Genomic DNA, 13,487 nt, shown 5'->3' with positions numbered 1-13,487 from the left:
GCGTGCTTTTTAACGATAGAAATTCAATCCGTCCAGTCTATTTTGCAACAATATTATAAACACGCCCAAATGAGGTGGTTCAAGCCTTGCTTCATATCCAGCAACTTGTTAACAATACTAACAAATTTGGAATATTTTTCTCAATTCAAAATTGAAATGGTTAGTTAATAACTATCATTAATGGCTTTAGACACATGAAAGGTAACAATGTGAAATTTGTATTAGTTTTTGCATCAATTTTATTATGTTTTGCAGGCTTTGAGCAAAGTAAGTCAGAAGATACAGCCGCTAAGCCCGCTCTAATAACAATTACAAATGTTACTATCATTGATGCTATAAACGGTATTCATGAAAACATGACTGTTACGATATCAGGTAATAAGATCACAAATATTGTGTCCAGCCAAAGCGCTTCCACCAAAACTGCAAATCAAGCTATTGATGGATCAGGCAAGTATTTGATTCCTGGTTTGTGGGATATGCATGTGCATTTGTCATTTATGCCAGAGTTGGAAGAGACAATATTCCCACTTTTTATTGCAAATGGTGTTACCTCTGTCAGAGACACGGGTGGCTTAATTGAAAAGGTTCTGCCTTACCGCGACAGATCTAGGCGAGAGCCAGAAACTACCCCGCGCGTCTTTATTTCCGGCCCTCTTCTAGATGGCTTTCCTGCTGTTTATGATGGAAACACGCCAGGCCTTGCTAAAATAGCAATTTCTTTAAAAACGCCTGATGATGCTATCAAGGCCGTGGACTATCTCAATCAGCAAGGTGTTGATTTTGTTAAAGCCTATGAAATGCTTTCCCCTGAAACCTTTAAAGCTCTAGCAAAACGCGCGAGAAAATATGACTTAAAAGTCGACGGTCACATTCCTCTGAGCATGACAGCAGAACAGGCCGCAGATGCAGGAATGAATAGCATGGAACATTTGCGAAACCTGCAAATGGCTTGCTCATTTGAGGAGGAGGCTCTTTACAAAGAACGCCAAGCTATTTTGGCAAACACACAAAATCAAACCGGGGCCAAGCTTAGAAGTGAGCTCCACAAGCTTCAGCATAACCGAGCCATCAACACCCCCGATGAAAAAAAATGTAATTTGATCATTCAAAAATTAGCCGAAAAGCATATCTGGCAAATTCCTACTCTAGGTATAAATACATGGAGTATTACCGGATATTATAATGATGAAGAGTGGCGTAAAACTTTCATTCATTTACCTGAAGCCCTCCAAAAAGAATGGGCAACACCACTTAATATAAGTGAAGAAGGAAAGGCAAAGGGCGCTGAAATGGCCAATTGGTCCTTTGAAATGACCCAGAAGCTAAATAAAGGAAATGTTGGTATCTTAGCTGGCACAGACACCCCATTAGCACGGCTAACACCAGGGTATAGTTTGCATATGGAACTGGAATTACTGGTTCAAGCAGGGCTAACCCCACTTGAGGCCATAGAAGCTGCCACGATAAGACCCGCAGCCTATTTCGGGTTAGACAATAAAATAGGCACGATAGAAAAGGGTATGATCGCAGACCTTATATTACTATCAGCTAATCCGCTTGAGAAAATTAACAATACTCAACAGATTGAAATGGTTATTAAAAATGGCCATATCATGGATCGAGAAAAACTTAATAATCTTTTTACAGTCAGAGAAGAAGACTCCCCCTTAACAGGTAAATTGGAGGGGCGCTAAAAGCTGCCTCCTGTATATAGGCCGGCTGATTTTATATCTTTATTATGATCAGTATGAAAACTGATGGTATTGACCTTGCACCCGGCTCCTTGAATTGTTAGAAAAGCCTATGTGAACCACAATATTTCGCGCATAGGCGAATATGGGGAACAAGAAGTTGTTTTAAAAGGTAGCGGTAGCTACTCTAGATCAAGGGGCTATTACTGGTGAGCGATAACACACCTATTACACCAGAAGAAGAAGGCATCACGCCAATTACCATTGAAGAGGAAATGAAAGCCTCGTATCTGGATTATGCAATGAGCGTGATTGTTTCACGTGCACTGCCTGACGCCAGAGACGGCCTAAAGCCTGTGCATCGCCGGATTCTCTTTTCAATGCATGAAAATGGCTTTGAATGGAACAAACCTTTTAGAAAATCAGCCCGTATTGTTGGGGATGTGATGGGTAAATATCACCCACACGGTGACAGTGCGATTTATGATGCTTTGGTTCGTATGGCGCAGGATTTTTCCATGCGAGCGCCACTTGTTGATGGGCAGGGGAACTTCGGCTCCATGGACGGTGATAGTGCAGCCGCTATGCGTTACACTGAAGCCCGCATGGACAAGGTTGCCAGCGTACTGCTTGCAGATATTGAAAAAGAAACTGTACGTTTTCAGCCAAACTATGATGAAAGCGAACGCGAGCCGGTTGTTCTTCCTGCGCGCTTTCCAAACTTGCTGGTTAATGGCGGCACCGGTATTGCCGTTGGCATGGCAACAAACATTCCGCCGCATAGCCTGCGCGAAGTGATCGATGGGGTTTGTGCTCTGATTGATGATCCTGAAATCGAAACAGATGGCCTGATGGAACACATCAAAGGCCCTGACTTCCCAACAGGAGGCATCATTCTTGGTGCTGGCGGCATACGCCAAGCTTATGAGACGGGGAAAGGCTCTATCACTATTAGAAGCCGCACCCATGTTGAAGAGGTCCGTAAAGACCGAATGGCTATTATCATCACGGAAATACCCTTTCAGGTAAATAAATCTTCCATGATTGAGAAAATAGCGGAATGCGTTCAAACAAAACGTATTGAAGGCATATCCGACATTCGTGATGAATCTGATCGCGACGGCGTCCGTGTGGTTATCGAATTAAAACGTGATAGTGTTCCTGAGGTGATTCTGAATCAGCTTTTCAGGTTTACACAGGTACAAACCAGTTTCGGCATTAATGTTCTGGCGCTTAATAGCGGCAAACCACAACAAATGACGCTTAAACAAGTACTGCGCGCTTTTATCGACTTCAGGGAAGAAGTTATTACAAAGCGTACCAAGTTTGACCTGAACAAAGCACGTGACCGTGCCCATATCATGGTTGGCCTTGTAACAGCAGTTACCAATATTGATGAAGTTGTTGCTATCATTCGGGGTGCACCATCACCGACTGCCGCACGGGATGCACTGAGTGCAAAACGATGGGAAGCCACTGAAATATTGCCATACCTTGAGCTAATCAGCGAGATAAGCCACCTGAACGAAGACGGTACGTATCAGCTTTCAGAAATTCAAGTGAAAGCAATTCTGGACTTGCGCTTGCACCGCCTTACAGCATTGGGACGTGATGAAATTGGCGGAGAGCTAGAAGAATTAGCACAGAAAATTCGTGAATTTCTGGAAATACTTCAATCTCGTGTAAGGCTTTATGAAGTGTTACGCGGTGAAATTGAGGCAGTAAGAGAAGAGTTTGGAAATGATCGCCGAACTGAGATTGACTATACATCAATTGGCGGTTTTGAAGACGAAGACCTTATTGCTCGCGAAGACATGGTTGTTACAGTTACGCATACGGGCTATATCAAACGAGTGCCGCTTTCAACATATCGTGCACAGCGTCGTGGTGGAAAAGGCCGCTCTGGTATGCAAACCAAAGATGAGGATTTCCTCTCCACTGTGTTTGTTGCAGATACTTTAACACCAGTCCTATTCTTCTCTAATACCGGCCAAGTATATAAGATGAAAGTATGGAAGCTTCCACCTGGTTCTCCTACATCTAAGGGGAAAGCTGTCATCAATCTATTACCGCTAGCCCAAAATGAAACTATTGCTACCATTCTCCCACTCCCAGAGGACGAAGAGACATGGAAAGACCTAAATGTGATGTTTGCAACCGCAAAAGGCAATGTGCGACGTAACAAGCTTTCTGACTTCTCAAATGTAATGTCAAACGGCAAGATTGCCATTCGGTTTGCTGATGAAGACGACAAATTGATCGGTGTTCATGTTTGTACTGAAAATGACGATGTAATTCTGGCAGCAAAAGGGGGGCGAGCTGTTCGCTTTAAAGCTTCAGATGTACGTTTATTTGTAGGGCGGACATCTACTGGTGTACGCGGTATGAAATTTGCTGCCTCTGATGAAGTCGTTTCTATGAGCATCATTAATGGAACTGATGCGAGCACAGAAGAGCGGGATGCTTACCTAAAAGCTGCACCTTGGAAGTCTGAACCTGGCGAGCAAACCCTTACTGATGATAGAATGCAGGCTCTACAAGCAACCGAGCAGTTTATTATTACGGTAACCAGTAATGGCTTTGGAAAACGTACAAGTAGCCATGAGTACCGTCTAACAAATCGCGGTGGCCAAGGTATATGGAACGTGCCGTCAGATGAACGTTTACGAAACCAAATTGGGAATGTTGTAGCTGCAATGCCAATTACAGTTGAAGAACAGCTGATGATGGTTACCGATCAAGGTAAACTTATACGCACACCCGTTTATGATGTTCGTATTGCTTCTCGTAATACTAAAGGCGTAACGCTCTTTAAGGTTGCGGACGGCGAAAGTATTGTATCTGTTGCAAAACTGCAAGAAACTGCAGACGATGATGCAGAAAGTGATGATTTTGAAAATAGTATAGATACAGGGATAGAGTCTGTAGAAGCTACTATTGAAGAATAGATGTTGAATACCTGAACCCTTATAAATCCTGCAATTTTGGCGACAGAACTGCGGGATTTATATTTTTTAATATATTTAAAAAACCTTAGAAAAAGTATACCACACGACTTAATTACTTGTATTTTGCTTTATCTTCGGGAATCTTGCAGCAAATAAAAACGACGCATAGGGGAAAGAATGTGAGTGCAAAACGTGTAGGAATATATCCTGGAACATTCGATCCTATTACTAATGGCCATATAGACATCTTTAAACGCGGCCTTCGTCTGGTTGATAAGCTTGTTGTTGGCGTTGCAACAAATCCCAGTAAAAACCCCATGTTTACACTGCAAGAGCGTGTTAAAATGGTGGACCGTGAAGCTAGGCCTCTTGCCGAAGCTGCGGGTGTAGAGTTTGAAGTTGTTCAATTCAATGAGCTGCTAATGAACTTTGCGGAGCGTGTAGGAGCTTCTATTATTGTTCGTGGCTTACGTGCCGTCGCCGATTTTGAATATGAATTTCAAATGACAGGCATGAATTACCAGATAAACCCAGATATCGAGACAGTATTTCTTATGGCCGATCCACGGTATCAAACCATTGCATCACGTCTCGTTAAAGAAGTAGCCCGTTACGGTGGTAATATTGCAGCTTTTGTGCCCAAAACAGTAGCAGAAGAAGTGGTAGAAAAGGTTGACTACAAGCCTTCATAAAATAGGTAATACTCTACAATGAATAAACTTTTTGCAATTCTAGTATTAATGGTGACCTTCATGACAACAACAACTGAAGCCATGCAATTGGACAAAGAAAATATCATCTATATTGATACAGCAGATGGACGTATTGCTATTGCCATGCGCCCAGATGTTGCCCCAAATCATGTTGCCCGAATTAAAGAACTAACGCGCCAAGGCTTTTATGACGGTACAATTTTTCACCGGGTAATTGATGGCTTCATGGCTCAGGGCGGTGACCCTGATGGAACTGGCACAGGTGGTTCTGGTCAGAATATTAAGGCCGAATTCAATAACCTACCACACCTTCGCGGCACAGTATCTATGGCCCGTGCGGCCTCTGTTGATAGTGCAGATAGCCAGTTTTTTATCTGTTTTGATCGGAGCCCATTTCTAGACGGGCAATATACAGTTTGGGGTCGGGTTATAGGCGGTATGGATGTTGTTGATGCAATCGTACGCGGTGAACCGCCTGCCAACCCGACCAAAATCATTAAAATGTCGGTGGCAGCAGACGTGGATTAGAGAGTAGCTATCAAAGAATTTTTTATGGGCGCTATTTGGCGCCCTTTTTACATTTATTAAACCCAATTATTTTATAAAAGCACACCATGAAAGTTGATTTATTTGATTTTGATCTTCCAAAAGATCGCATTGCCTTAAGGCCTATCTCACCGCGAGATCAGGCGCGGATGATGCTGGTTGATAACGACATTCAACATACCTTAGTTAAAAGCTTACCAGACATTCTGTTGCCAAACGATATACTCGTGTTCAACAATACCAAAGTGATCCCTGGTAGGCTTTTTGGTAAGCGCGGCAATGCAAAAGTGGAGGTAACCCTTCATAAGCGTATTGATGAAGTTAATTGGTTGGTATTTGCGAGGCCTGCGAAAAAGTGCCGGTTAGGTGATGTTTTAAACTTTAATGGCTTAGAAGCTGAAGTCACCGCTATAGGTGATGAGGGTGAACGCCGTATACATTTTAATATCGAACCATGCAAAATATGGGGCGCCTTATCACAGCATGGTACAATGCCTCTACCACCTTATATTGCCTCTCAGCGTGACATTGACGAACAAGATAGTATTGATTATCAGACCATTTACGCTGCCGAGGAGGGGGCCGTTGCAGCCCCTACAGCAGGGCTGCATTTCACCACCCAGCTTTTAAACGCCCTTAATGACAAAGGTATTCATACTGCCGAAGTAACACTTCATGTAGGAGCGGGCACATTCTTGCCTGTTAAGGTTGATGATACAGCCAACCATAAGATGCATAGCGAGATAGGGGAAATTTCGGTTGAGACAGCAAATAAGCTGAACGCTGTTAAAAAAAATGGTGGGCGCATCGTGTCTGTTGGCACAACATCTCTTAGGTTGCTAGAAAGTGCCGTAACACCAGATGGCACAATTCACCCCTTTAAAGGCGAAACAGATATTTTCATCACCCCTGGCTACACGTTTAAAGCGGTTGATATTCTGATGACAAACTTTCATCTACCAAAATCAACCCTTTTCATGCTTGTATCAGCCTTCGCTGGAATGGAAAAAATGAAAACAGCCTATAAAGTGGCCATAGACAAACAGTACCGTTTTTATTCTTATGGTGATAGCAGCTTGCTGTTTCGAAAGACAAATAATGACCAGTAACAGATTCAAATTTACGATTGAAGCCACAGATGGAGAAGCCAGAACAGGCGTCATTCAAATGCACCGTGGGGAAATACGTACTCCTGCGTTCATGCCAGTTGGCACGGCAGGTACAGTTAAAGCCATGATGCCTGAAAATGTGCGCTCTACTGGTGCGGATATTCTTCTAGGCAATACCTATCACCTTATGCTTCGCCCAACAGCGGAACGCGTTGCAAAGATGGGGGGGCTACATAAATTCATGAATTGGGAACGACCCATCCTTACTGATTCCGGCGGCTTTCAGGTAATGTCGCTTACCGACCTTAGAAAAATGACAGAAGAGGGGGTCACCTTTAAAAGCCACCTTGATGGCAGCCGTATATTGCTAACACCTGAGCGCTCAATGGAAATTCAGCGCCTTCTTGATAGTGATATTGTCATGGCCTTCGATGAATGCACACCATTCCCTGCGGAATATGATGTAGCAAAAGAATCAATGGAATTATCTATGCGTTGGGCAAAACGCAGCAGAGAAGGCTTTAATATTGGTGAGCAACATGCTGATAAATCAGCATTATTTGGAATTGTTCAGGGAAGTACCTACAAGGAACTTCGTTTCAAATCCATAGATGCACTCGCAGAAATTGGCTTTGACGGATATGCCGTTGGTGGACTAGCTGTTGGGGAAGGGCAAAAAGCCATGTTTGAAGTTCTTGACTTTACCATGCCCCGAATGATCAAGACAACACCCCGCTACCTGATGGGTGTCGGCAAACCTGATGATATTGTTGGCGCCGTAGAGCGAGGCATTGATATGTTTGACTGTGTTATGCCCACCAGGTCAGGTCGTACGGGGCAAGCTTTTACCTGGGGAGGTGCCATCAACATGAAAAACGCACGTCATAAAGAAGATGAACGTCCTATAGAATCAGCCTGCATATGCCCAGCATGCAAACAATATTCACGTGCTTATATCCATCACTTGATTCGATCTGGAGAAATACTTGGAGCGATGCTACTTACATGGCACAATTTGCAATTCTATCAAGACCTCATGCAAAATTTACGGAATGCTATAGCTCATCAAAACCTGTCAAAATATGCCGCAGATTTTAGATTTAACTATAATGCTGGTGATATTCCAGCCATCTTGTGAATAAAAGGCATCGTCATTAATATAAAAAGGCCTTTACCAAAGGCTTTTGATGATTATAAACCAAGACATAAGTAATTGATAATATTTAAAAATTTAAACCTTGTAAGAAAAAATTCAGAAAAGGTGCAGCTTTTTCTTGACCCACTCGTTCGATGCACCTATGTTCCGCCGCGTTCGGAAGGAAATTACCTTCCAACATGTGTGAGGGCCCGTAGCTCAGCTGGTAGAGCAACTGACTTTTAATCAGTAGGCCACAGGTTCGAATCCCGTCGGGCTCACCATTTCAAAAGGCTGACACTTAAATGTGTCGGCCTTTTATTTTTACAGGCTTCCAGATAAATTTTATGTGTGCCACGAAAAAGGCGTGTTTCTAGCCTTGTCTTTATAGGGCAGTCCATCCTAAAGTCAGACGTATTCATCAGTAGCCAGGAGTTGAAGCTCGCATGTTATTTTTACGAGGTACTATAAGCCTTTATCTTATTGCGAGTATGGTGCTTGCACATAATCTTTCTGCACAAGACGCATCCTCTACAGTAGAGGAAGATGCTGCTTTCCAAAGCTGGCTTCAAGGGGTCCGAACTGAGGCGCTAAATAAAGGGATTTCAGAAGCTACACTAAATAGTGTTTTACCCACTATACACCCTATTAAACGTGTTATTAGTCAGGACAGGAACCAGCCTGAAGTTAAGCAAACCTATGTAGCTTACCTTCAAAGTAGGGTTAGCCAGTGGCGACGTGAGAAGGGCGCCGCAATGATGGTAGAGCATGAACCGGCCCTAAGTGCCGCAGCAGCCAAATACGGTGTGCAAAACCGTTTTATTGCTGCCATATGGGGTATTGAAACAAATTATGGCACCGTTCCTCTCACCTATTCTGTTTTTGATGCCGTTGCTACTCTAGCTTACGATACGCGCCGGGGCCCACGTTTTCGCCGAGAGCTTTTTGCATCCCTTGAGATTTTAGATAAAGGCTATGCACACCCGGACAACATGAAAGGCTCATGGGCAGGCGCAATGGGCCAACCTCAATTCATGCCAGAAGCTTATCTTGCCTATGCTGTAGACATGGATGGTGATGGATTAAGGGATATATGGGACAACAAAGCTGATGTATTTGGTTCGATAGCCCATTACCTTAGTTCATTTGGCTGGAAAAATAATGAAACCTGGGGCCGGAAAGTAAGGTTGCCCAAAAATGGTGAGCATACATTGGTTGGCAAACAAGAAGACGGCTTAGAACCTGATAAATATTGTAAGTCTTACAAGTCACTTGGAGTCTGGAAAGACCTCAAAGAATGGCAAGACCTTGGTCTTCGCAGGTGGGATGGTAGTAATTTACCTGATGTACAGATACCTGCCGCGCTTGTGTTTGCAGACGAGGGTGATGATGAAGGGTATCTTGTATACCGTAACTTCTGCTCAATCATGCGTTATAACCCATCGTTTAAATACGCACTTTCTGTTGGCCTTCTGTCGGATACTATAAAATAATGCAGCTTTCCCGCATCCTATTAATAGCAATTTTTTGTATGTTTGTTGCTGCGTGTTCGTCAGCACCTCAGAAAACAGCCCCTTCAGGTCGCTACCCTGATGACGGCGAACTGCCAAAAGGTGATCAGGGTGTAAAAAGGAAGGTTGGTACACCTTATAAGGTTGCCGGCGTCTGGTATCATCCTAAAGAAGATCCCGGCTACGATGAAGTAGGTATTGCTTCATGGTACGGACAGGATTTTCACGGTAAAAAAACTGCAAATGGTGAATACTTTAATATGAATGCGCTAACCGCCGCTCATAAAACATTACCATTACCGACATTTGTTAAAGTTACGAACCTTGATAATAACCGCTCTATTATTCTTCGAGTTAATGACCGAGGCCCTTTTGTACCCGGCAGGATCATTGATATATCACGACGAGGGGCACAATTGCTTGGTTTTGACAAACAAGGCACCACTCGTGTCCGTGTTCAGGCTGTTGATGAACACGGAAAGCCTGAGAAGAGCAGCCCAAGACCGCAATCAGTATCCACGGAAACTATTGTAACAGAAAGCCTTTCTGATGCCTTACCACAAGCTCCTGTAGCCAGCACCAATGACCCAGTGGTAATTTCAAACGAAACCCATTACATACAGATTGGTGCCTACAGCCAGCGTGCTAATGCCGAGCAACAAGCAGAACGTCTGCTTAAGTTTGGACACCGTGCACTAGTAGAGCAAACAAGAAATTCGAATGGAACATTTTGGCGCGTTCGGGTTGGGCCTTTTGTTGAACGGTTAATCGCACAGCAAAGACTTGACCGTATCGTTGCAGATGGTTTTTATGAAGCGCGTATCTTATCAGAATCAGTAAAATAGGGCCAAAGTCCTTTCTAACCTAAGCCAAGGAAGTATCATGTTTAAGAAGCTATATGGGCACATCATAACAATCACATGCTTGAGTGTTGGGTTAGCATTACCAGTGCTTGCACAAGGAATGGAAACGCCCGCGCGTGAGGCTATCCTCCTCGACGCCAGCACCAACAGTGTTCTCTTTGAAAAAAATGCTGATACACCGTTTCCCCCAGCTTCGATGAGCAAGTTAATGACTATTTACTTGGCATTTGACGCTATAAAGCAAGGCACACTTCGCTTATCTGATGAAGTGATTGTATCCGATGATGCATGGCGCAACTGGAACAATAGAGGTTCCACTATGTTTCTGCGCGCTGGTGATACTGTGACAGTCAAGGACCTCTTGCAGGGCATTATTGTCCTCTCTGGAAATGATGCCTGTGTTGTACTTGCAGAACATATGGCCGGATCTCATAGTACTTTTGTAGAATGGCTAAACGCTAAAGCCCATGAGATAGGCATGACAAATAGCCATTTTGAAAATGCTAATGGCTGGCCAGCAGACGGGCATGAAATGTCTGCTCATGATTTAGCCATCCTAGCGCAGAAACTTTCAACTGAGTTTCCTGACTTGTACCCAATTTTTGCTGAGCGCGAATATGTGTATAAAGATTTTCACTCCAACAAATATAACCGAAACCCTCTACTCGGGCGTTTCCCCGGTGCAGACGGTCTAAAAACCGGCCATACAGAAGAATCAGGTTATGGCTTGGTTGCATCAGCAGAACGTGATGGCAGACGGCTTGTTCTCGTGGTTGGTGGACTATCGTCAACAAGCGAGCGCATGCGCGAAAGCGAGCGCTTAATGCAATATGGATTTAGAAACTTCAGCCATTACCCTTTGTTTCGCACGGGCGAGACAATCGACTATGCTGAAGTTTGGCTCGGTAACTCAGCAACAGTACCTCTCGTCATCGGCGAAGATGTCGCTATTACAATGTCACGCATGCAACGAGCCCAAATGAAAGTACGCATTGAATACGCAAACCCAGTCCCTGCACCTCTAACCAAAGGGCAGCAAGTTGGTGAACTTGTGATTGAAATGCCAGATAGAGCTGAAATTAGAAAACCACTTCTTGCTGGCGAAACTATAGAAGAAGTTGGCGGCTTTGGGAAAATTGGTGCCGCACTTGAATATATGTTGTTTGGGTCAGCAGGCAGCGCAAAAGAGCAAAAATAGTGGCAGACAATAAACCTCTGAAAGCAAAGTTCATATCGCTTGAAGGTGGCGAGGGGGCCGGCAAGTCAACTCAGATCCGCCTGCTTGCTGATTGGCTTAGCTCTCAGGGGATACCATCCATTTGTACGCGAGAGCCTGGCGGCTCTGATGGTGCAGAACTTATACGAGACCTGCTTGTAAAAGGTGCTGTAGACAGATGGACCCCGATTACAGAAGCTCTGCTTATGACAGCTGCAAGAACTGAGCATATTGCACGAACAATAAAACCTGCTCTTGCAACTGACAAATGGGTGCTCTGTGACCGTTTTTTTGATTCGTCTATTGCGTATCAAGGGGCAGGGCGCGCTTTAGGTACACGCTATATAAAAGATATGCAAACCCTTGCTTTTGATGCTTTCAAGCCTGACCTTACGCTCATTTTGGACTTGCCAGTTAAAATTGGCCTTGCGCGGGCTAAATCACGAGAAAACGCTAAAACTGATAGTGAAGACAGATTTGAGCGCCTTGATCTGTCATTTCATGAAACATTGAGGGCGGCGTACCTTGCTATAGCTTCAGATGAGCCAGAGCGCTGTAAGGTTGTTAAGGCAGATCAAACAGTAGATTCAATACAAACTACTATACGACAAATAGTAAAACAGAAATTTAACCTGCCCAATGACTGAGGATGTAGAAAATAACCACCCGTGTTTTACGCGTGGTCTTACAGGACACGAGCATGCTGAAAGGCAGTTTCTTGATGCCTTCAATGCTGACCGTCTGCATCATGCGTGGCTAATTAGTGGCCCAAAAGGAATTGGAAAGGCAACACTAGCATGGAAATTTGCTAAGTTTTTGCTAACACAGCCTTCAAGTGAAGATGAAGGTGAAAGCTTATTTGGTGACGTTTTGCCAACCGAGGTGGTATCACTAACTGTTTCTCCAGAAAATAATGATCTACAGCGTATTGAATCAGGTGGTCACGGTGGCTTGATTACAATAGAGCGCACAATAAATGACAAAACCGGAAAATTGAGATCTGATATTGTTATTGATGACATCAGACGCCTTATACGGTTTTTTGAGCAAACCAGTGCAGAGGGGGGCTGGCGGGTAGCAATCATTGATGCTGTCGACGAAATGAATACGAATGCTTCTAATGCCCTTCTAAAAGTGCTGGAGGAACCACCCTCGAAATCCATTATTCTGCTCATTGCCCATTCACCAGGTAAATTGTTGCCTACAATTAGAAGCCGGTGTCGCGCCCTTAAATTAAAAAACCTACACGAAGACAGTGTAAAGGCAGTTCTCGCAGGTAAATACCCTGCACTGAGTAATGAAGAACTGCTCGCAACCGCGCGCTTGGCAAATGGCGCGCCCGGAAGAGCCATTGAACTGGCATCACTTGGTGGCATAAACCTATATACAAAAATATATACTATTCTGGAGACATTACCCCGCCTCAATAGACCTCAGGTTCATGCCTTGGCTGAACAGCTTGCTGCGCTAAAGGCAGATGCTGAATATAGGCTTTTTATCCAGCTTTTCCTTGGTTGGCTAGAGCGCATGGTCCGCATACGGGTGCATGATGGTGACACTACAGACATCATTCCGGGTGAAAAAACTCAAATGGCACGCATTTCTACACTTGCCGGGGTTGATCAGTGGCTAGACCTGTGGGAAAAGATGGGCAACTTGGCCGAAAGGGCAAATGCTGTAAATCTTGATAAAAAGCAGATTATAATCAGCATGTTTACAACCCTTGCGGCCGTGGCATATAGCCAATAACCC

11 protein-coding genes and 1 tRNA gene are annotated in these 13,487 nt (G+C 44.1%); all 12 read left to right on the top strand.

Annotated features, from left to right (window positions below; translation table 11 throughout):
* The first annotated feature begins 209 nt into the window (after nucleotides 1-209).
* The 12 genes from ICL80_RS10865 to ICL80_RS10810 all read left to right on the top strand — a co-directional run bounded on the left by ICL80_RS10865 (nucleotide 210) and on the right by ICL80_RS10810 (nucleotide 13,484).
* Nucleotides 210-1,697 carry an amidohydrolase family protein gene (locus tag ICL80_RS10865; RefSeq protein WP_194212159.1) on the top strand — a complete coding sequence of 496 codons (1,488 nt, stop codon included), beginning with the start codon at nucleotides 210-212 and terminating at the stop codon, nucleotides 1,695-1,697.
* Between the two features lie 206 nt (nucleotides 1,698-1,903).
* Nucleotides 1,904-4,642: a DNA gyrase subunit A gene (gene gyrA, locus ICL80_RS10860; protein ID WP_194212156.1), complete on the top strand. Its 2,739-nt coding sequence runs from the start codon at nucleotides 1,904-1,906 to the stop codon at nucleotides 4,640-4,642.
* 179 nt (nucleotides 4,643-4,821) lie between these two features.
* Nucleotides 4,822-5,334: a pantetheine-phosphate adenylyltransferase gene (coaD, locus tag ICL80_RS10855; protein WP_194212155.1), complete on the top strand. Its 513-nt coding sequence runs from the start codon at nucleotides 4,822-4,824 to the stop codon at nucleotides 5,332-5,334.
* 81 nt (nucleotides 5,335-5,415) lie between these two features.
* The gene (locus tag ICL80_RS10850; protein WP_380082435.1) at nucleotides 5,416-5,883 is read left to right on the top strand and encodes a peptidylprolyl isomerase; all 468 of its coding nucleotides are present in this window, start codon (nucleotides 5,416-5,418) and stop codon (nucleotides 5,881-5,883) included.
* A gap of 86 nt (nucleotides 5,884-5,969) precedes the next feature.
* Nucleotides 5,970-7,010, top strand: coding sequence for a tRNA preQ1(34) S-adenosylmethionine ribosyltransferase-isomerase QueA (queA, locus tag ICL80_RS10845; RefSeq protein ID WP_194212153.1), 1,041 nt, complete (start codon nucleotides 5,970-5,972; stop codon nucleotides 7,008-7,010).
* Nucleotides 7,000-8,148: a tRNA guanosine(34) transglycosylase Tgt gene (tgt, locus tag ICL80_RS10840; protein ID WP_194212151.1), complete on the top strand. Its 1,149-nt coding sequence runs from the start codon at nucleotides 7,000-7,002 to the stop codon at nucleotides 8,146-8,148. Before queA ends, tgt begins: the two co-directional genes overlap by 11 nt.
* 205 nt (nucleotides 8,149-8,353) lie before the next feature.
* Nucleotides 8,354-8,429: transfer RNA gene (locus ICL80_RS10835), tRNA-Lys, on the top strand.
* 162 nt (nucleotides 8,430-8,591) lie between these two features.
* Nucleotides 8,592-9,638, top strand: coding sequence for a lytic murein transglycosylase (locus tag ICL80_RS10830; protein ID WP_194212149.1), 1,047 nt, complete (start codon nucleotides 8,592-8,594; stop codon nucleotides 9,636-9,638).
* A gap of 38 nt (nucleotides 9,639-9,676) precedes the next feature.
* The gene (locus ICL80_RS10825) at nucleotides 9,677-10,501 is read left to right on the top strand and encodes a septal ring lytic transglycosylase RlpA family protein (RefSeq protein WP_194212147.1); all 825 of its coding nucleotides are present in this window, start codon (nucleotides 9,677-9,679) and stop codon (nucleotides 10,499-10,501) included.
* A 37-nt stretch (nucleotides 10,502-10,538) separates the two neighbouring features.
* Complete coding sequence (locus ICL80_RS10820) at nucleotides 10,539-11,717, top strand: D-alanyl-D-alanine carboxypeptidase family protein (RefSeq protein ID WP_194212144.1); 1,179 nt, start codon at nucleotides 10,539-10,541, stop codon at nucleotides 11,715-11,717.
* Entirely contained in the window at nucleotides 11,717-12,382 is a 666-nt protein-coding gene (gene tmk, locus ICL80_RS10815) for a dTMP kinase (protein ID WP_228073428.1), read from the top strand. Before ICL80_RS10820 ends, tmk begins: the two co-directional genes overlap by 1 nt.
* On the top strand, nucleotides 12,375-13,484 hold the full coding sequence (locus ICL80_RS10810; RefSeq protein ID WP_194212142.1) for a DNA polymerase III subunit delta': 1,110 nt from the start codon (nucleotides 12,375-12,377) through the stop codon (nucleotides 13,482-13,484). The genes tmk and ICL80_RS10810 overlap by 8 nt, the downstream gene beginning before the upstream one ends.
* The last annotated feature ends 3 nt before the right edge of the window (nucleotides 13,485-13,487 follow it).

Source organism: Kordiimonas pumila, assembly GCF_015240255.1.
GTDB lineage: Bacteria > Pseudomonadota > Alphaproteobacteria > Sphingomonadales > Kordiimonadaceae > Kordiimonas > Kordiimonas pumila.
The sequence above is the reverse complement of the archived record's forward strand: the minus strand, read 5'-3'. Positions and strand labels throughout refer to the sequence as shown.

What these genes read in the sequence shown, in the direction of transcription:
- queA (WP_194212153.1), top strand. Translation starts at nt 5,970, where the DNA reads ATGAAAGTTGATTTATTTGATTTTGATCTTCCAAAAGATCGCATTGCC.
- ICL80_RS10850 (WP_380082435.1), top strand. Translation starts at nt 5,416, where the DNA reads ATGCAATTGGACAAAGAAAATATCATCTATATTGATACAGCAGATGGA.
- ICL80_RS10830 (WP_194212149.1), top strand. Translation starts at nt 8,592, where the DNA reads ATGTTATTTTTACGAGGTACTATAAGCCTTTATCTTATTGCGAGTATG.
- ICL80_RS10810 (WP_194212142.1), top strand. Translation starts at nt 12,375, where the DNA reads ATGACTGAGGATGTAGAAAATAACCACCCGTGTTTTACGCGTGGTCTT.
- ICL80_RS10825 (WP_194212147.1), top strand. Translation starts at nt 9,677, where the DNA reads ATGTTTGTTGCTGCGTGTTCGTCAGCACCTCAGAAAACAGCCCCTTCA.
- ICL80_RS10820 (WP_194212144.1), top strand. Translation starts at nt 10,539, where the DNA reads ATGTTTAAGAAGCTATATGGGCACATCATAACAATCACATGCTTGAGT.
- tgt (WP_194212151.1), top strand. Translation starts at nt 7,000, where the DNA reads ATGACCAGTAACAGATTCAAATTTACGATTGAAGCCACAGATGGAGAA.